We start from the raw sequence: 19,755 nt of genomic DNA, 5'->3' as shown, positions 1-19,755 counted from the left end.
AGATTTTTTAATTATCCGCCAGACAAAAAGCATCAATAAAATACAGTTTTAGGAACATTTTGAAACAAATTTTTCATGTCAGGTTTGATGCAAAGCTAGTGGGGAAAACCTGCACTTTCGCAGGTTTTTTCCCTAGCAAGCTGCTTACTGCCCAGTTGTGCAGTTCCACGACCTACACCGGGAAAGGCGTGCGCCCAGAAAAAGCGGCTGTCCTCCAAATTAGCTACACTTGTGTTTCCCTAGCCCTCATAGAGTGCCGCGACTTTTTCGCGAACGGCGCTTCCATCTTTTTTTGCATTGACAATCGCAGCGGGAAGTTTTATATTCGTTGTACATACAAAATAAAAAAACGCGCTGGGAGCTGCGCGCGGTTCGGAAAGGGGCGCCGTTACAATGGATGAAGGATTTCTGCACAATTGTTTATTTTTCACCACGAACCGTTTAAGCCGTGCCATTACGAGAATGGCCGAAGAAGAATTCGCATCGACCGGACTTAGTCCCATGTACGGATTTTTGATCCGACTCGTCATCGGTACTCCCGGAATTTCCCAAAAAGAATTGGCCGAAAAGCTCTATATAACGCCCTCCACGCTTACAAGATTTATCGACAAGCTGGAAGCCAGACGTTTGGTCGAGCGCAAGGTACAGGGGAAAACCGTGCTCGTATATCCGACAAGCAAGGGAAAAGAGCTGGAAGGCGACATTCGTCAAGCCTCGAAAAATTTGCGCCTCAAATATGAAGCCATTTTGGGTGCGGAAGCTTCGGATCAATTGTCCAAAAACCTTGAAGCGACGAGCGAGCAATTGGAAAAGTAAGCATTTCGATTTTTTTAGTATTTTGGTTGTACAACGAAAAAAGGAGTGACCAGCGAGTGAACCGAAGCGTGGGATCGTCGAAGCTTTATTATGGATGGGTGGTTGTGCTCATCACCTTTGTTACTTTGCTCGTGTCGGCGGGAATCCGCTCCATGCCGAGCATTTTCATGCTTCCGTTCGAAAAAGAGTTCGGCTGGAATCGCGGCAGCATATCCGGAGTCGTATCGATCGGCATATTTTTGTATGGCATCGTAGGCCCTTTTTCGGCGGCTTTGCTGGCAAAGTTCGGCATTCGGAGAATGATGGTAATATCGCTGGCGGTATTGGCCATAAGCCTTTCCATTACGCCGTATATGAAATATTTGTGGCAATTCGAGCTCATTTGGGGATTTGTAGCGGGGCTCGGTACGGGGATGATGGCCAACGTGCTTGGTGTGACGGTCTCCAATCAATGGTTCGCCAAACGGAGAGGGCTTGTCGTCGGAATGCTCACGGCCAGCGCGGCTACAGGCCAACTGCTGTTCCTGCCTTTACTGGCCAAAATAACGGTGGAAGCCGGTTGGAGGTATTCGATTTATACGGCAGTGGCGGTCGTTGTGGCCGTGCTCGTTGTCGTAGCGGTCTGGATGCGGAACCATCCTTACGACGTAGGGGCCGCTGCCTACGGTTCGGAAGAGATCGTCAAACCGGATGCGTTCCAAGGAAGCATTTTTCTTACGCCGCTGCGTACGCTTCGGTCGGCAATGAGCAGCAAAACTTTTTGGCTGCTTGCGGGGACGTTCTTCTTTTGCGGCTTCTCCACAAACGGGCTGATCGGCACGCATCTCATTCCGGCTTGCGGGGATCACGGCATTCCGGAGGTGATGGCCGCAGGGCTGCTGGCTCTGATGGGGCTGTTCGACCTGATCGGCACAACGCTTTCGGGATGGTTGTCGGACCGCTTCGACAGCCGCTGGCTCCTCTTTTGGTATTACGGGCTGCGCGGTCTTTCCCTGCTCTTTTTGCCGTATGCGCTTGATTCAAGTCCGATGTCGCTCTTGATTTTCTCGGTCTTTTACGGGCTTGATTGGATTGCGACGGTCCCTCCGACCGTGAAGTTGGCTTCGAAAGAGTTCGGCAAAGAAAAGGCCGGGATGATTTTTGGCTGGGTAGTCGTCGCTCACCAGTTAGGCGCATCGGCAGCGGCATATGGCGCCGGATTGATGCGGGACTGGATGGGGACTTATACCATTGCCTTCATCGGCGCGGGATTCGTCTGCCTGCTTGCCGCAGTTATGGCCGTGCGGATTTCGAGAGCGGGAAGCGCGGTTCGTCAAGCGATGTGATGGATTTTGCCAGGAGAAAGAGGTATAATGCCCAATAGATATGAAATCGCGCTAAACAAAGGCAGGAAACCCGCATGATAAGAAAAATCGTTTCCCTGGCATGCATCGTCCTCGGCATCATCGTTTTTCTTTACCCGACGGTCAGCGATCGCTATGAGAGCTATCAGCAGCAAAAAATTTTGCGGCAATGGCAGGAAAATTTGCGCCATATCGATGAACCGGCCCCCGAGACGGATGCGGCGGCGGTCAGCGCTCCTTCTTCGGCCGGGACATCCGCAGAGATGCCGCCGGTAATCCCTTTGAGCGCGGAGCCGACAGCGATGCCGGCAGCGATGGAGCTGAAAAATATCGAGGGCGTTTTAATCATCGACAAGATTAATTTGAAGCTGCCGATATTAACGGATGCGACGCCGGTCAATCTGAAGCTGTCCCTTGCGAGCATTGCCCATACAGGCAAAGCGGGCGAAGTGGGGAATTATGCCATTGCCGGCCACAGGAACCTTACTTACGGCAAAAATTTCAATAGGCTGGACGAAGTGGACGTAGGAGATTTGGTCGAAGTGGACACAGGCAGCAAACAGTTCGTGTACAAAGTCGAAAGCAAACAGTACGTTCTCCCGGAGGATGTCTGGGTGTTGAACGGGAACGGCAAAGACAGCGAGATTACGCTGATTACATGCCATCCGATGGAAAACCCGACGCACCGCATCGCAGTCAAAGGAAAATTAATAGAAACTAAGACTAGTTAAACGGACAAGTCTATGATATAATCGCTCTATTAAAAAAATAAGATTTCGGTGCTTTCCACCGATAAAGGCAAATCTAGCGAAAGCTAGAGACGCAAAACTAAAGGGCCTTCCTTAGCAAGCGCTAAGTTGGCAGCCAGTTACCGAAAGGAGAGTTTTTTATGTTCAAAAAAACCTTTGTATCCATGATGGTCGTTGCACTTCTTCTGATCCTTGCACCGAAAGGGACTTACGCAGCTTCCGCTCAAGCGGCAGTAGACAAAAGCCTTCTGAACAAAGGAGTCGTTACAGTCAACTACGCGAATGCGAAAAATACGAAAGCCCTCGTCCGGATTTCCAAAGGGAACGTCAAATTTGATTATAACCTGGCTGAAGGCGCCCAGTATCCTCTGCAATTAGGCAACGGCAGTTACACTGTTCTCGTTGCGGAGTCGACAGGCGGCAACAAATATAAAGTAGTCGCGCAAGAAACGGTCGATTTGAAGATGGACGACGAAAATGCAGTGTTTTTGCAATCCATTCCGCTCATCGATTGGAACAAAGATACCAAAGCGGTTGTGAAGGCCAAGGAACTGACGGCCAAAGCCGAGACGGACAAGGACAAAATTACCGCTATTTATGCCTATATTACGGCAAATATTACATATGATAACGATAAAGCGCAAACCGTCGAGGGCGGTTACATCCCGAATTTGGATGAAATTTATGACGCATCGAAGGGAATTTGCTATGATTATGCATCTACTTTTGCGGCCATGGCAAGAAGCGTAGGCATTCCGACCCGTCTGGTTATGGGTTATTCGGCTGAAGCGCCGGAAACTTATCATGCATGGAATCAAGTTTTCCTGAAAGATACGGGCGAATGGGTTACGATCGATACGACGTACGACTCGGCTCGGGTACAAGGCGGACAAGACACGCCGATGCTGAAAGATGCTGCAAACTATACGATCACCAAAATGTATTAAAAGCGAAGTTCCGCTCCGAGAGCGGGAAATACAATAGATGAAGGAACTTGCATTCGAACCTGAGTGCGGGTTCTTTTTTTGTTGCGGCTGTTTGTTCAGTTTATGTTCAGTATTAAGTTTTAGAATACAAAATGTGACTTGTTTTTTACAGAGAGAAAAAAGAAAAAAGAAAGAAAAGTTAATCCGACCGGGAGGGAGTGAAGCAGGCGCCGGAGGCAGAAGCGGGAAAAGGCTTCAATTCGGCCGACAAAGCGTGAAGCAAAGCAACGGAGTCAATTTCATACTTCAATTCCCTTGATCGGTTTGGATCATGAAGGTCGGAGAAATTTCGCGATCCGGCTATTTCAGTTGCTGCGGACCGGAATATATAGAGAAATAGAGCGCAGCGATTGAAATTATGAAATTGACTTCAGCGAGGTTGAACCGGGAATGGAGGAATTGAAAGACAATGTTGAAGAAAAAAACAAGTGCTCTGCTGATTGCACTTTTGATTTTTATGCAGAGCATTTCCGGAGCGGGCTTTTTAAATCAAGCGAGCGCTGCGACGATTTCAAGCAATATTATCGATAGCGTGTCGTTAGCCGTATACGACAGCGCCGGTCAAGTGGTGACGGGCAACGTGTACGAGCAAGGTTCCAAAGTACAGTTGGATTACACATGGTCGCTCCCCAATGGTCATGGTTACCACAGCGGGGATACATTTACGTTCACGTTACCGCAAGAGTTTCTGCTTTTCAATAATATCGGTCCTAGTCCGCTATTAATAGACAACGAAGAAGTGGGAACGTTTAGCGTGAACAAAGATACTCATGCAGCCGTTATGACCTTTAATAACTACATAGAGACTCATGATAACGTACGAGGCATCCTTGCACTCAACACGCAATTCGATAAGCAAAGAGTTACAGGCAGCACCACGCAAATTATTAAAATTCCGATCAAAAGCGGCGAACAAGTCTTTACGCTGAAATTCAAGCCGAACATCACTTCGACGATCGGGAAAAGCGGCGTGCCGCAAGGCTTTAACGCCAAAAACATCGACTGGACCATCGACGTGAACAAGACGCTCGATTCCGTACAGAACGCGGTTGTAACCGACCCGATTCCTGCGGGGCTCTCGATTCCGGTTACGGTGGCCGTGTACGATCTGGGCGTTAACCTGGATGGCAGTGTTGTCCAGGGAGCACTGATTGACCCTAGCAAGTACACAGTGAACAATACGGGCAATACGCTGACAGTCAACTTCACAGACAACCCGATTGACTCGGCATACCGTATCCAGTTTACGACGCCGGTTACCGATGTTGACGCAACGTCGTTCGTAAACACGGCAACGTTTCAGGGCAGCAACAAAGCTCCGGTTAACGCTTCGGCAACCGTAACTGTACAGCATGGAACCGCATTGGACAAATCGTCGACGGGCTACAGCTCAAGTACGCAGACTATTGACTGGGCAATCAAGTACAATTACAACGAAAAAACGATTGCACAGGCATCGGCCTTCTTGACAGACCTGTTCGACAATACGCAGGATCTTGTGGCGGGCTCCATTCATGTATATCCGGTTACACTGGATTCGACAGGAGCAGAATTGCTGGGCAGCGAAGTGCCTGCCGCTCAGTACGCAGTGACTGCCGCATCCGCTGCAGGCAAAAACGGATTCAAGCTGCAGTTCAACAGCGCGATTAATTCGGCCTATAAAGTTACCTATCAAACGAAGGCTAACGATCGCGTTATCACCGATGCTACAATTACGAACAAGGTGACGTCCGGAGGCGGAGACAGCAAGACGGCTACGCGCGGGATTAACCAGGTAGTTCTTATCAAGAACGTCGGAGCGGCAAACTACCAAGCCAAAACGGTAGCATGGAACATCGCGATTAACGGCGATAACGAGCCGATGAGCGGCGTAGTTGTAACGGATACATTTCCGAATAAAGGGCTTCACCTCGTACCGGGTTCGTTGGTAATCAAGCAGGGAACCGTTACGCTGGCGGAAACAACCGATTACACGCTCGACGGTACTGTAGCATCCGATCAGGGCTTTAAAGTGACTTTCGTCAATCCGCTTTCAGACCCTGTCTCGATCAGCTACGTGACCGAGTTCAACAACGACTGGATCAGTCCGGCCGGAAGCACGACCGATTTCATCAACAATGCGACAATTGACTGGACGGACGCGGATTCAAACACCCATACGAAAACGGTGTCTGCAACTTTTGTTCCAAGGAACGAAGTGAAGAACAACGGGTTCAAGTATGGGACCTACAACGCTTCAACGAAACAGCTAACGTGGACGGTAGGGGTAAACTATAACGGCAAAACGCTGAACGGAGCTGTAGTCGAGGATCTTTTGGAATCGCAGCAGAAGCTGGTTGCGGGTTCTCTTGCCGTCTACAACATGACGATCCCGGCAAACGGCAATGCAGCTCAAGGCACAGTAGTCGACAATACTTACTACAATTATACGGTAGGCAGCGATAACAAGCTGGTCGTTACATTCACGCAAGCCATTTCGGCCCCGTACTTTATTGTTTTTAAAACAACCCTTGAGGGCGAGCTTATCAACAATACAGTGAGCAATACGGCCAAATTGTTTGATGGAACCAACCCTGTGTCCAACAATTTGACGGCCTCCGTCAACATTCCGAAGGGCGGCGAGTACGTCAACAAGAACGGCGTGCAGAACGGAGATAAAATTAATTGGACGATCAACATCAACCGCGGTCAATCTACGGTAGCGGATGCGAAAATCGTCGATACGCCGACCGATAACCAACTGCTGCTGCCGAACACGTTCCATCTGTTTGCAACGACAATTGCTGCGAACGGAGATGTGTCCAAGGGAGCCGAGTTGACCAAGGGCACGGATTATACGCTCAGCATTCTTACAGACAATAACGGCAAGCAAACTTTCGAGTTGAACTTCCTGCACGAGATTAATACGGCTTACATTCTTGAATATCAATCATTGATTGTTGCCAACGATCAGGATACGGTCTCGAATAAAGTCAGCTTTAGCGGCAACAATGTGAGCGTAGTGACCAAAGACACAACCAAAGACATCATAGTCGGTGTCTCAAGCGGATCGGGTACAGGCAGCGGCGTCAGAGGCACGTTAACCGTGAAAAAGGTCGACGCGGCCAATAGCACTGTTGTGCTAAGCGGAGCAACTTTTGACTTGTACCGGATATCCGGTACATCCCGGTCATTGATCAGCACTCTGACAACGGATTCGACAGGTACGGCCGAATTCAAGAAGCTGCTGGCAGGAAGCTACGTTATCAAAGAAACCGCCGCTCCGTCGGGATACGTGCTCGATTCGAGCGACCATCCTGTAACGATCAGTTCGACGGCGGGCTTTACTTTGAACCTAACGAACGCTAAAGTGGCGGGACCGACGCCTACACCAACGGTAACGCCGACGCCGACACCGCCAGTCACGACACCGTCGCCGACACCGACGGCAACGCCAACGACGNTGAACCTAACGAACGCTAAAGTGGCGGGACCGACGCCTACACCAACGGTAACGCCGACGCCGACACCGCCAGTCACGACACCGTCGCCGACACCGACGGCAACGCCAACGACGACACCGTCGCCAACACCGACGGCAACGCCAACGACGACACCGTCGCCGACGCCATCGGCAACGCCAACGACGACACCGTCGCCGACACCATCGGCAACGCCAAGCGCGACGCCGTCGCCGACACCATCATCCGGCGGATCGTCGTCAACGCCGACGCCATCGCCGACACCGTCGGCTTCGCCAAGCGCGAGCCCGTCGCCGACACCGTCGGCTTCGCCGAGCGCGAGTCCGTCGCCGTCAACATCGCCGACGCCAAGCGCGACGCCAGCGCCGTCGACATCTCCGGCGCCAAGCGTAGCACCGTCGCCGTCAGCAACGCCGGCACCTTCGGTGTCACCGGCTCCGACGCCTGCGGGCGATCAAAAAACGACGGACCAGGACACACCGATTGAAGGTGATGTAGACGTGCCGCTCGGAGGCATTCCGTCCATCGGCAAGCCGCCGAAGAACGGTACGTCAACGATAGATCCGGACGGTCATTGGACGTATACTCCGAACCCTGGATATATCGGAAAAGATACGTTGACTATTCTTGTCAAAGACAAGGACGGAAATGAGAAGGAAGTTTTGATCGACATCGACGTTCAGGAAGTTCCGCTCGGCAATTCTCCGAGCAAAGGGAAACCGGGACCGGTAGCGACGCTTCCGAAAACAGGGGAAACGAGCCAACGGTACGTTGAAGCGGCCGGCCTCGTCTTGATCCTTCTTGGGTTCCTCCTGAGAAAAAGATTGCTGAAGAAATAACGCAGCGTAATTTTATCCCAATTAACAGCCTGTCGGAATCGTTCCGGCAGGCTGTTTTTCGCATTTGACCATCGTCAATATGGCTTCAAACTGAAAAGGAATGCTATAATGTAGGAAGATTGCCATATACAGCTTATTTTATAACATCGATTCGGTACGCAATTTGCTGCGGCAAAGTCAGTCTCGACGGCCTTAAGTCATGCTGCGTCGGGCTTTTGTATATACATGGTGTGATGAAACAACAGGACGGTGAAATTTGTGAGAGCTATAGCCATTGACGACGAGCGGCTTGCACTGATTCAACTGGAAAAAATGCTCAAGGAACAAACGGAAATAGAAGCTGTGGACACTTTTCTGGACCCGGAAAAGGCGCTGCGGATGGCGGCGAGATTACAGCCTGACGTAGCTTTTTTGGACATTCACATGCCGGAAATATCAGGGCTGGAGCTGGCGGAAATGCTGCAGAACGCCTGTCCGGATTTGGACATTGTGTTCGTTACGGCTTTTGACGAATATGCTTTGCAGGCTTTTGAATTGAACGCGGTGGACTATGTGATGAAGCCGATGATCAAAAGCGACCGGCTGAAGGCGACCGTCCAGCGTTTGGCGAAGCGCAGGGAACATTTGAAGCCGCTCGTTTCGGTTCCGAAATCTTTTGTGATTCGCTGCTTTCAAACGTTCCAAATCGATCTTTCCGGAGAGAAGCTTAATCCTGTCAAATGGCGCACTGCCAAAGCGCAGGAGGTATTCGCTTACCTGGTTCATCATAGGGGACAATTGGTGCGCAAAAGCGTTCTCAACGAGATGCTATGGCCTAATTTTGACGAGAAGAAAGCGATGGCTCATTTGTATACGACCATTTATCAAATCCGCCAATGTTTAAAAAAGGAAGCGATCGAAATACCGATCCAAACCATCAGCATGGAAGACGCGTATATGATCGAAGCGGAAGCGGTGAGCGTGGATGCCGCCGAATGGGAGCGGAGTCTGGCGGCGCTTGCGCCGATCGAAGCGGGCAATCTCGCCGAGCATCAACGTGTGTTGGACGCCTACCGGGGGGATTATCTGGGAGATTACGATTATTTGTGGGCGGAGAATGAACGGCAGCGCTTGCGCATGCTGTGGCTGAATGAAGCGCAGCAATTGGCGGAGTATTACGTTCATCAGGGCCTGCGGATGGAGGCTATGTCGGTCTATCACCGCATCCAGACACGCCAGCCTTATTACGAGGAGGCTTACCATGCTTTGATGGTGCTCTATGCGGAAATAGGCGACAGGAGCGCGGTGGAGGAGCAGTATCAGAAGTTGTGTACACTGCTTGGGGAAGAGTTGGGAATTGCTCCCCAGGCTTATATTTCCGAGTGGTACGAGCAATGGAAACAGTAATTGCCATAAAAGCACCCGTTGTGCTTGGTATAAAAAGAAAGGGCTGGATGCCTGCACAGGCGTCCAGTCCATTTTGTATGCGGGAAGATCAATATTACGCTTCCGCTTGTTTCGCCGCTTGAAAGGCAACCGTCGTTCCGCGATCGCCGGAGCTTTGGATGTGCAGCCCTTTGCCGTAAATTTGCTTCAACCGCCGGTCTGTATTGCGAAGGCCGATGCCCGATTCGGGGCGGCGATCCAATATCCGCTGCAGCGTTTCCGCGTTGATGCCCACGCCGTTGTCCACGACAGCAATTTCGGCATGATCGCCGCGGTCGGCGATTCGGATGAGCACCGTTCCTCCCCACGAACGATTTAATATGCCGTGCTTTACGGCATTTTCTACCAGAGGCTGGATGGAAAGAGGAGGGATCAGCAGTTCGAGCTGTTCGTCCACTTCCCAAACGATCTGCAGCCGTTCTTCGAAGCGTTCCTTTTCGATAAACAGATAAGAACGGACGAGATTCAGCTCGTGCTCAAGCGGAACAAGCTGCTCGGCATTTTGGAAATCGAAGCTCGCCTGCAAATAGCTGCCGAACGCTTCGAGCACGCCGCGCATTCTGGCCGTATCAATCTCACTGAGCGCGGATATGGCATTGAGCACATTGAACAAAAAGTGCGGTTGAATTTGCGCCTGAAGCCACGCAGCTTCCATGCGGAGCCCTTGCCGGACGGATTGTTTCAATCCGGTCAACGCCCGAACCCGGGCTCGGAGCTCTTTCATATCGACCGGCTTGGTCACATAATCGTTAGCTCCCGCAAGAAACCCGGCTTCGATGTCCTCGGGACGGCTGCGGGCCGTCAGCAGCAGAATAGGAAGCTCGGACATCGAGAAGCGATCGCGTATCGTGCGGGTCAGTTCATACCCCGACATTTGCGGCATCATGACGTCGGCAATGACCAGGTCGCAGCTGCGGGAAGCAAGCAGGGACAGCGCCTCTTTGCCGCTTGAGGCTGCCTGAGTGTTGTAATGCTCATAAGAAAGGGCATTTACCAAAATATTCAAATTAACAGGATCGTCGTCTACGATTAATATTTTCATCCTGTCCCGAGTGCTCCCGGCATCCGCCGCAAAGTTCGCAGCAGGCAAACCGGAAGCCGCTGCCAATTCTTTTGCCTCATAGACGATAGGGGAAACGGTTGCGGTATGCCGCTGCGCCGATGAATCGGCAAGCCGGAGCGACAAAGTGAACGCCGAGCCTTGTCCCGGTGCGGACTTGACCTGCAGCATCCCTCCGTGCAGCTCTGTCAGCTGCTTGGCGATGTTTAGACCGAGACCGATGCCGCCCCCGATCGCGGTTATGCTGGAATCGCCCTGCTCATAGGGCTGAAATATCCGCTGCCGCGTCTCCTCATCCATACCTATGCCCGTATCCGCAATCACAATATGCGCTTTGCCGTCCTGCACGTAAGCTTGAATCGTAACGGTCCCTTCTTGCGTATATTTGACCGCGTTATGCAGCAGGTTGAACAAAATTTGAATGAGCCGGTTTTCATCGGCGGCTACGAGAGGAAATCGTTCCGGGATATGATTGTGCAACCGGATAGGCTTATCTTCGGTCATAAAGCGAAGCATGTCCAGAACGCCCGAAACTACCGGCTGAACCGATAAGCTTTGCATCTGCAGACGGATGCTGTTCTCCTTGAGCCGCGTTAAATCCAGCAAGTCGTTCAGCGTAAATGACATGCGTTTTCCGATCGTAATAAGCAGCTCCAGATTTTTGGCGCTGCCGGGGTCCAGCGGTTTTTTCCCGTTGTCAAGAGTCGCCTGAGCGATATTGAGAATTCCGTGGAGCGGATTGCGCAGTTCGTGCGATGTGTTGGCCAGAAAGTCGTCTTTTTGCTTGTCTGCTTGCTGAAGCTTGCGGGCGAACTCTTCCATTTGAACGGCATTGCGAAAATAACGTTTAAACCAGAACGCGGCAAAAGCGAACATGATAACGAGCAGATCCAAGGGGTAAAAATTCAAACCCGTCCAGAACGAACTTTTGATTACACCCCATATGGAGTTTGTCATCAGAGCGGTCACGCCGAAAAACAAATAAATGGCTTCATTGTCGCCTTTCATCGCAGAGCGCAGCATGAGCACAGGCAGACCCAGAAAAACAGGTAAAATCAAGAAGGAAAACAAACTGTTTACGTGCGACGTGTAGTGCGTGGGGATCAGCAAAATAACCAGGGCGACCGCAGCGCACAGCGCCGAGTACCAATTCATTGCTTTGACCGACGAGTATCTGGGCAGCAGCTCCTTGGTCATCTGCAGGAGGGACACAGCAATTCCGAAAAAAGCCAGATGCAGCAGCCTGGCGCTCCAGTCGTAGTTGAGCGGCACCCATATGAGCAGCATTTTATCGTCGTCAACTAGCACCATAAGAATCGCGCTAACGATGAGCAGCGAAAATGGAAGCAAAATTTTCGGGCGAATGCCGATCAGATAAAGAATAGAAGCGTACACGAGATGCATCAAAAAGATGATGCAATCCATCAACTGCATGCTTTCGGTGAACCGCTGTTTGCCGCTGACCGCTTGTTCCGTTCCGAATTTGACGGAGCGGATAATGCCTCCCTGCTGCTTGTTGTCAAAGTTAGCCGCTTGAATGACGATGTCGATCTGATTCGAATCGGTAGTGAAGAAAGCGGTATACGGGACGTTGCGCCCCTCATACTGCCCGGCATCAGGCGCCGGACGGCCCGATTGCCCGAGAAGTCGGCCGTCCACGAACAGCTCGGACGAAGCCGGAACGTTTTGAACGCGGATGCCGAATTTTTGCCTGCCGTCTCCATCGATCAGAATGCGCAAATGATACGTGCCAAAGCCGAGAGCCGAATCAGGCTTCGGGGACAGGGCCGGCTTCCAATTGCCGGGAACTTGAAGAAAGCTTTTCTCCGCAGCGGACGCCGGCATACTCGCAAAATTGCCTATCAGCCACGTGCCCGGGTAAAACTCCCATTCGCCGTCCAGCGTCAAAAGCCCCTTCGCGTTGAAATCCCAATTTCTTAAATCCAACTGCCCCTGGATGGCGCGGGGGTAAGCGGGCGCAGCGTCGAGCGAGTACCAAACGATGCGGATTCCCGTAATCATCAAGAAAAAAATCGCCGTTAAATAAACTATTTTCGTTTTCGTCATAATACTCTGTAATTTCGACAAAACATACGCTATTCCTTCATCGCGGAACCGCCAATTGTTTAGTAATTGTTCAAATGCCGCAGGTAATATGGAATAGAGCATCAAACAAGGAGGGACATCAAGTGAACGTACTGGTGACGGACGATACAGCGTTTATGCGGATGATGATGTGTTCATTGTTGGAGTCAATGGGTTTTAAGGTTATAGCCGAAGCCGGCAACGGCAAGGAAGCGGTTGAGATGTACAGCAGATTCAGGCCCGATCTGGTGACGATGGATATTACGATGCCGGAAATGGACGGAATAGAAGCGCTGAAGCGAATCAAGAAAATCGATGCCGAAGCGAAAGTCATTATGTGCTCGGCCATGGGGCAGCGTCAAATGGTGCTGGACGCGATTCGCAGCGGCGCAAGCGACTTCGTCGTCAAGCCGATCCAAAAGGATCGGCTGCAAGAGGCGGTCGGCAAGCTGTTTCATTTGCAAACGGCCGACAAGCCGAAATAATGCAGGCCCGCAACTTGAAAAGCGGTTGACTCTTGGGGCAGTTTGATCTGCCCGGGGGGTCAGCCGTTTTTGCTGTGTCCGCAACCTTAAGATTGGACACTGCCCGCAAATGAAGTGCGGCTGTCGGCGAACGGTTCGACAGCCCTGGCTGCCCGAAGCGGCCCGGCTTGCCGGGCTTTTCTTGAAATGGAACGCTTTTGGTGAAATAATGGTAGTAATAACCAAAACGCGAGGGAACGAGATGACTGTTTTCACCGAGAAAGTAATTTCGATTATCAGGGGCATACCGGAAGGCCGGGTAATGACATACGGGCAAATCGCGGCGCTGGCTGGCAGCTCGAGAGGCGCAAGGCAGGTCGTGCGGATCCTTCATTCGATGAGCAAAAAATACCGGCTTCCCTGGCATAGAGTCATCAATTCAAAAGGGGAAATAAGCATTTTGGATGATGAATCTTCTCAGCTGCAAGCTTTTCTGTTGCATGCCGAGGGTGTAGAAATTACGAATGGCCGCACGATCAGTCTGGAGCATTATCAGGTTCGCGCGGAGGCGGCGGAATGAATGGCCTACAATCAGCAGTTGAAAATCATGCACGGAACCGATATAATGTGCTTATAGGTATTGCAGTTAATCGTATTGACTGCAACTTTTTTTAAAAATTACTGTGCTTTGTTAAAGCTCAGTAAAGGTTCGACCAAAATTTATTAGTTGGAGGAATTATCAATGGCAAAAGTTTTATTGATTAAAGCAAACGATCGTCCGGCCGAGCAGGCAATCAGCGTACAAATGTACGAAGCATTCGCCAAAGCCTATAAAGAGTCCCATCCGGAGGATGTTGTTACGGAGCTGGACCTTTTCAGCGCCGAACTTCCTTACTACGGCAATGCTGCAATCACTGCGATGTACAAGCAGGGCCAAGGCTGGGAGCTTACTGCCGAAGAGCAAAAACTCGCCGCTACTGTAAACCAGTATCTGGATCAATTCCTGGAAGCCGATAAAATCGCGATCGCTTTCCCTCTGTGGAACTTTACGGTTCCAGCGCCATTAATTACATACATTTCCTACCTTACGCAAGCAGGCAAAACATTCAAATATACCGCTCAAGGTCCGGTCGGCCTGGTGACCGGCAAAAAAGCAGTTTTGCTGCACGCCAGAGGCGGCGTATATTCCAGCGAGCCGATGGCTTCCGTCGAAGCTGCGATGCGCTTTGTTAAAGGCTCGCTCGGACTGTGGGGCGTTCAAACGGAAGACGTTATCATCGAAGGCCATAACCAATTCCAAGATCGTACCGCCGAAATCGTGTCAGCCGGTCTGACCGAAACTGCAAAGCTGGCTGAGCGGTTCTAGTTTCATAAAAGTTGTTCACAAAGCGCCGCAGGCTGTTCGCGGCGCTTGCTTTTTCCTCGAAGTTCGCCGTGTTATAATGAAGCAAACGCTCGCTTTTTGTGAAGTCATAATAGATAAAGGGGTGGCTGACGATGGGTCGGGGTTTATCGATCGGACCTCCTCGTTTCGGGGTCGCTATTCATGCGTTGGTCTGGCTGACTCAAAGCGGAGGGGTATTGTCGAGCTCAAGCATAGCTGGCCAGGTAAATTCACATGCTACATTTTTGCGGCGGGTGCTGCAGACTTTGGTACAGGCGGGGATCGTGGAAGCGAGAGAAGGCCGCGATGGCGGCTACATGCTCGGCAAACCGTCCAACCAAATTACGCTCGCCGATGTTTACGTAGCTGTAAAATCGGAATGTACGGAAGCCGAAGAAAATGTCGACTGCGGCGAAGCCGGCAAACAGCTCGACATCGTGCTTGAAAAAATGTTATCTGAAGCGGAGCGGCACACGATCGAATATCTTCGTCAATTTACGATTGCCGATGTGATGGCACGCGTCGATTTTTTTGCCGACAGCAGCAGTTAGAAGTCTGTCCGGTGAGTTCAGCAGCTCCGCCGGACAGACTCCTAACTGGGGCCCTCACACTTCGCGACAAGAAAACCGCCCCATGGAAGGCGGTCTTGATTCATTATAAATTTAGAACTCTTTTGTCATAAATACGCTATTCGGGTCCTCTATGTAGTCCGCGAACGGCTTGCAATATTGAAACCCGAAGCTTTCATATAGTTTTCTGGCCGGTTCGAAAGCCTCCATCGAGCCCGTTTCCAAGCTTAACCGCCGATAGCCGCGCTGTTTGGCTTCCTCAATGATATGTTCCATGACACGCCTTGCAACGCCTTTCCTCGTATGCGCTGACGCAGTTCGCATGGATTTGATCTCTCCATGCTGACCGTCAAGCTCCTTAAGCGCCCCGCAACCGAGCAATTCGTCTTGTTCCCATGCGCTCCAGAATGTAATTTCCGGTTTTTTCAATTTATCAAGATCTAAGGCGTGTACACTTTCCGGCGGGGAATGAAGCGTCATGCTTTGGAGATGTTCCCTGATTAATGCAATCACTTTATTTCCGGTTAAATCATCCAGTTTAATTTGCAAAAAAATCACTCCCCAAACTCTATTATCAGTAATCCCTAGTATACACTTAATAAGACTCGCGCTCAACGAATCCGACAGCAGGGGCGTTATGGCGCTATAGCGTGCGCAAAAACGGAAGGACTGATACAATGAAATGATAAAAGCAAAAATGAGGTGACGTCTTTGGCGTCCGAACCGACCCGCACAAAAAGAACCGAAATGCTTCTCATTACTGCCGTAGCTCTCGGCACGCTGCTCAATCCGCTCAATACTTCCATGATATCGGTTGCGCTAACCCGGCTGCAGGAAGAATTTCGGCTGAGTTTTGCCGACTTGTCGTGGCTGATATCCACTTACTATCTCGCCAGCGCCATCGCCCAGCCCGTCATGGGCAAATGGAGCGATCTGTTCGGCCGCAAGCGGGTGTTCATGCTGGGGCTTCTTCTTGTGACGCTATCGTCCTGCCTGGCTCCGCTTTCGCCGAGCTTTGGTTGGCTGATCGGCTTTCGGATCATCCAGGCTATCGGCAGTTCAGCCTTGTATCCCGCAGGCATGGGGATGATCCGCGATCAAATTACGTCCAATCAGGCCAAGGCGCTGGGCATTTTGTCCGTCTTTTCCAGCACGTCGGCTGCCTTCGGCCCGTCGCTCGGAGGATTCCTCGTCCACTACGGGGATTGGCCGCTCATTTTCCTGTTCAATTTCCCGTTTATTGCGGGCTCTTTCATTCTGGCGTGGAAAATGTTCCCCCGCGATCCGAAACGGACCGGCAGCGCTTCCGATATGGACTGGGCGGGCGTGGCGCTGTTTTCGCTCACGATTTTCATGTGGCTGCTGTTTTTCCTGTCCTTCGAGGAAGGGTTCAGCTTGTGGAAGCTGGCGGTCAGCGCTCTGCTCACGATCTTTTTTTACCGGTTCGAACTGGGCAAAAGCCGGCCGTTCATCGATGTCGCTTTTTTGCGGAAAAATCCGAAGGTGACGCTCGTCTATGTGCAGTTTATTTTGACGAACATCGTTTTTTATTCGGTTATGTTCGGCATCCCTTCCTACCTGCAGCAGGTACAGCATATGGATACGCAGCAGACAGGCGTCATCATGCTCTCGATAGCCGGGTTCAGCGTTTTCATCACGCCGCTTGCCGGCCGCTGGATCGACCGGAGCGGCTCGAAGCCTTCGCTGCTGCTCGGCACTTCCGCGGTCGTACTGGGCGGACTGTCGCTGCTTTTGATCAAGGACCAGACGAGCGCGGTCATGACTTTCCTTGCCCTGTCCGTTCTCGGCATCAGCAACGGCTTTAACAATTTGGGCATGCAGATGGCGCTGTATGACTTCGTCTCCAAGGAGGAGACCGGCATCGCCTCAGGGCTTTTCATGACTTCGCGCTTCATGGGTACGATTTTGTCATCGAGCCTGCTCGCCGCGCTGTTCGGCAAAAATATTACGACCGGGCATCTGCACAGCATGGCTTGGGTGTGCGCGGCAATCGGCCTGCTGATGCTGCTGCTGACCTTGCGGATGCCGGGCACAAAGCGGGCTGTGACGGCGAAGCCGGAGTAACGGGCGAAGCCGCCGGCAAAGCAAGATGCGGGCGGCTTTTCGCACCGCGCGCAGCCAGCCGGTGCTACCACATGCGGCGCGCGGCGCGCGGTGCTAGCGCTGCGCTGCATGGCGGCGGTCGGTCGACCTGTTGGGTAGCCGCCTGCCCGGGTTCACGCATTTCCGGCAATGGAAGCGAGAAAACCAGTGAACATTTCACGCCTCTCCCGATGGGTTATAGAGTCTGAATTGGCGGCAAGACGGCTTGGCAGGGAGAAAACCTGCAAAAGTGCAGGCTTTTTTTGTAAAAATGGTTCATTTTGGAGAAAAGCCTGCGAAAGTGCAGGAATTTTCGATGAAAATGAACCTAAGCCCATGTTCGCGGCGAAAAGCCTGCACAATTGCAGGAATTTTTCGCTGCTGGCTTGCCAAAGAGGAAAAACCTGCACTTTTGCAGGTTTTCCGCGCGTTGTCAAATATGCGCTGCCTCCTAGCATACGAGTTTTTCAACATTCTGACTTTTGCAGGCTACTTTTGCGTAATTAGGCAGATGTGCGACCGACTCCGGGGTATGGGTTTCTGGGCAGCCTGGAAAACTTTTTGCTCGTCATGTGGTCGATTGACCACCATCATGCAGTGCAACACCATGCGGTGAGAGTTGTGCACGGTGCGCGTCAATGCGCTTGCAGCGAAAGCATTCCCGCTGATGTGCGGCTTTTTCCGCCAATGCGCCGGCTCGGCCCCGCTTTATAATTCCTGCACAATCGCAGGCTTTTCGCCAAAACGGAACGCTGCCGTTTAAAATTTTTACAATAATCCGGGGGGCTGACAGATGCAGCTAATCGATACGATAAGCAAAATATTATTTTTTAGCGATTTTGACGCTTCCGAGCTGCAAAAAATTGCGGACATTTCCATATTGCGAACGTTCCAAAGCAAATCCCACGTGTTCATGGAGGGAGAAGAGCGGCATTCGGTCTATTTTATCAACCGCGGGATCGTCAAAATTTACAAAATCGATGCCCAGGGCAACGAATACATTATGGCTTTTCTGAAAGAAGGGGACATGTTCCCCCATGCCGGTTTTTTTGAAAAAAATCCGTATCCGGGCACCGCTGAGGTCGTGCTTGACTCCGAGCTGTGCATCATTCCCCTCCAGGCTTTTGAGAAGATTATGCTGAACAATCCCGGAATCGCGATCAAAGTCATGCGGGAGATGGGCCGCAAAATCAGGGAATTGCAGGCAAAGCTGCAGGAGCTCAGCAGCAACGACATCAACCTTCGCCTGTCCGCGCTGCTGTTGAGGCTGGTTGACAGTTACGGCGAGCCGTCGGACGGCGGCGTCCAGGTCACGTTGAAAATTACGAACTCGGACATGGCCAAAATGGTCGGCACGACCCGGGAGACGGTGAACCGGTTTCTTAACAAATTAAAAAAGGAACGCATCCTCATAGCAGACAACAAAAATATGATCGTCACCGATCGGGCCGCGTTGGAGCGCCTGCAGCAGGGCGGCTTGTGAGTACGGGCCTGCGAATAGCCGTTATGCTGCCGACCGACGAAAGTTCCGCTGCCGGATGATTCGCGTTCAATTTGAACTTATGCTCCCTGTTTTCGGTAGTCCCCCGGCGTCATGCCGACGATCCGTTTGAAAACCCGGTAAAAGGACTGCGTGTCCCGGTATCCGACCATCCCGGCGATCGTATCGATTTTGTGCCGCGTGCACTGCAGCAGCTCACAGCTCATGCGTATCCGGCATTGCTGCAAATATTCGTGAAAAGGCTGCCCCACGCGGGCTTTGAACAGCCGGAAGAAGTGCCTTTCGCTCAGCCGGCACATATCGGCGACCGCACGAATCGTCAAATCTTCTTCGGCATGGCTGCGGATATATTCGACGGCGTGGCCGATCGGGTCGTCCTGCTCCATCTCAGCCGGGTTCGCATGCAGCATATGGCGGGAGAACTCGACCAAAAGCTCGATCAGCAGCGCGTACAAAATGGCGGAAGAGCCCTGCCGGCTCGTCGAATGCTCCTCATACATGCGGTGAAACAAAGTTTCCATCGTCAATTGGCGGTCGTGGAAAGCGAGATGCTCGCTGTCCGCCCGCGAATGGTGCTGAATCCGCGCAACAAGGTCGAACTCCGGGAGCAGCCGGGCGATGTCCGCGAGCATCGCTTCCGTGAACAAACAGTTGTAGACGACGAGCTTTTGATCGCGTTTGGCCGAATACGGGCGGAAGACGTGAGGGACGCCTACCGGAACGATGAATACGTCGCCTTTGGAGACGGGGATGACTTGACCGTTGATGTGATGGTACCCTTTTCCATAGGAGACATACGTAATTTCGATAAAATCGTGCTCATGATAGCCTAAAATAAACCCTTCTTCCATCCGGTTCACAAATATGCTCATGCCCTGGCGAAAATGATTTGCTCCCAGCAGCTTCGTTTTTTGCCTGTTTGCCATGCTTGCCACTCTCCTTCGGAACGTTCGTGCGCATAATCATATTG

General features: G+C 51.6%; 16 protein-coding genes and 1 riboswitch. Of the genes, 12 read left to right on the top strand and 4 right to left on the bottom strand.

Annotated features, from left to right (window positions below; translation table 11 throughout):
- Window positions 1-393: 393 nt before the first annotated feature.
- The 6 genes from AC6RNO_RS34295 to AC6RNO_RS34270 all read left to right on the top strand — a co-directional run bounded on the left by AC6RNO_RS34295 (window position 394) and on the right by AC6RNO_RS34270 (window position 9,580).
- Window positions 394-816, top strand: a complete 423-nt coding sequence (locus tag AC6RNO_RS34295; protein ID WP_474679974.1) for a MarR family winged helix-turn-helix transcriptional regulator — start codon at window positions 394-396, stop codon at window positions 814-816.
- 56 nt (window positions 817-872) lie between these two features.
- Window positions 873-2,141 (top strand): MFS transporter, encoded by a 1,269-nt coding sequence (locus AC6RNO_RS34290; protein WP_474679975.1) that lies wholly within the window; start codon window positions 873-875, stop codon window positions 2,139-2,141.
- 74 nt (window positions 2,142-2,215) lie between these two features.
- Entirely contained in the window at window positions 2,216-2,890 is a 675-nt protein-coding gene (locus tag AC6RNO_RS34285; RefSeq protein WP_488435282.1) for a class D sortase, read from the top strand.
- A gap of 56 nt (window positions 2,891-2,946) precedes the next feature.
- Window positions 2,947-3,035, top strand: a riboswitch (cyclic di-GMP riboswitch).
- 13 nt (window positions 3,036-3,048) lie between these two features.
- On the top strand, window positions 3,049-3,855 hold the full coding sequence (locus tag AC6RNO_RS34280; RefSeq protein ID WP_488435281.1) for a transglutaminase-like domain-containing protein: 807 nt from the start codon (window positions 3,049-3,051) through the stop codon (window positions 3,853-3,855).
- Between the two features lie 448 nt (window positions 3,856-4,303).
- Window positions 4,304-8,194, top strand: coding sequence for a collagen binding domain-containing protein (locus tag AC6RNO_RS34275; protein WP_497108179.1), 3,891 nt, complete (start codon window positions 4,304-4,306; stop codon window positions 8,192-8,194).
- A gap of 258 nt (window positions 8,195-8,452) precedes the next feature.
- A complete protein-coding gene (locus AC6RNO_RS34270; RefSeq protein WP_488435279.1) occupies window positions 8,453-9,580 on the top strand; it encodes a response regulator in 1,128 nt (375 codons plus the stop codon).
- Window positions 9,581-9,674: 94 nt separating this feature from the next.
- On the opposite strand, the gene AC6RNO_RS34265 is transcribed toward AC6RNO_RS34270, so the two are convergent.
- On the bottom strand, window positions 9,675-12,767 hold the full coding sequence (locus tag AC6RNO_RS34265; protein ID WP_488435278.1) for an ATP-binding protein: 3,093 nt from the start codon (window positions 12,765-12,767) through the stop codon (window positions 9,675-9,677).
- A 101-nt stretch (window positions 12,768-12,868) separates the two neighbouring features.
- Here AC6RNO_RS34265 and AC6RNO_RS34260 point away from each other — a divergent pair, with 101 nt between their 5' ends.
- The 4 genes from AC6RNO_RS34260 to AC6RNO_RS34245 all read left to right on the top strand — a co-directional run bounded on the left by AC6RNO_RS34260 (window position 12,869) and on the right by AC6RNO_RS34245 (window position 15,163).
- Window positions 12,869-13,249: a response regulator gene (locus tag AC6RNO_RS34260; RefSeq protein WP_474679981.1), complete on the top strand. Its 381-nt coding sequence runs from the start codon at window positions 12,869-12,871 to the stop codon at window positions 13,247-13,249.
- Window positions 13,250-13,490: 241 nt separating this feature from the next.
- Entirely contained in the window at window positions 13,491-13,808 is a 318-nt protein-coding gene (locus tag AC6RNO_RS34255; RefSeq protein WP_497108178.1) for an MGMT family protein, read from the top strand.
- 147 nt (window positions 13,809-13,955) lie between these two features.
- Complete coding sequence (locus tag AC6RNO_RS34250) at window positions 13,956-14,594, top strand: FMN-dependent NADH-azoreductase (RefSeq protein ID WP_488435276.1); 639 nt, start codon at window positions 13,956-13,958, stop codon at window positions 14,592-14,594.
- Between the two features lie 131 nt (window positions 14,595-14,725).
- On the top strand, window positions 14,726-15,163 hold the full coding sequence (locus AC6RNO_RS34245) for an RrF2 family transcriptional regulator (protein ID WP_474679984.1): 438 nt from the start codon (window positions 14,726-14,728) through the stop codon (window positions 15,161-15,163).
- Window positions 15,164-15,274: 111 nt separating this feature from the next.
- Here AC6RNO_RS34245 and AC6RNO_RS34240 read toward each other — a convergent pair whose 3' ends face one another.
- Window positions 15,275-15,730, bottom strand: coding sequence for a GNAT family N-acetyltransferase (locus tag AC6RNO_RS34240; protein WP_488435275.1), 456 nt, complete (start codon window positions 15,728-15,730; stop codon window positions 15,275-15,277).
- 153 nt (window positions 15,731-15,883) lie between these two features.
- On the opposite strand from AC6RNO_RS34240, the gene AC6RNO_RS34235 reads away from it, so the two are divergent.
- The gene (locus AC6RNO_RS34235; RefSeq protein ID WP_497108177.1) at window positions 15,884-17,266 is read left to right on the top strand and encodes an MFS transporter; all 1,383 of its coding nucleotides are present in this window, start codon (window positions 15,884-15,886) and stop codon (window positions 17,264-17,266) included.
- 152 nt (window positions 17,267-17,418) lie between these two features.
- On the opposite strand, the gene AC6RNO_RS34230 is transcribed toward AC6RNO_RS34235, so the two are convergent.
- Window positions 17,419-17,721 (bottom strand): hypothetical protein, encoded by a 303-nt coding sequence (locus tag AC6RNO_RS34230; protein ID WP_497108176.1) that lies wholly within the window; start codon window positions 17,719-17,721, stop codon window positions 17,419-17,421.
- A 356-nt stretch (window positions 17,722-18,077) separates the two neighbouring features.
- Between AC6RNO_RS34230 and AC6RNO_RS34225 the strand changes: the two genes are divergently transcribed.
- Complete coding sequence (locus AC6RNO_RS34225; RefSeq protein ID WP_488435272.1) at window positions 18,078-18,767, top strand: Crp/Fnr family transcriptional regulator; 690 nt, start codon at window positions 18,078-18,080, stop codon at window positions 18,765-18,767.
- 77 nt (window positions 18,768-18,844) lie between these two features.
- On the opposite strand, the gene AC6RNO_RS34220 is transcribed toward AC6RNO_RS34225, so the two are convergent.
- Entirely contained in the window at window positions 18,845-19,711 is an 867-nt protein-coding gene (locus tag AC6RNO_RS34220) for a helix-turn-helix domain-containing protein (protein ID WP_474679989.1), read from the bottom strand.
- Between the last annotated feature and the right edge of the window lie 44 nt (window positions 19,712-19,755).

The sequence above is a fragment of the Paenibacillus sp. sgz302190 genome (assembly GCF_059820445.1).
Note: the sequence above shows the minus strand (reverse complement) of the source record. Positions and strands in the feature narration are given on the sequence as shown.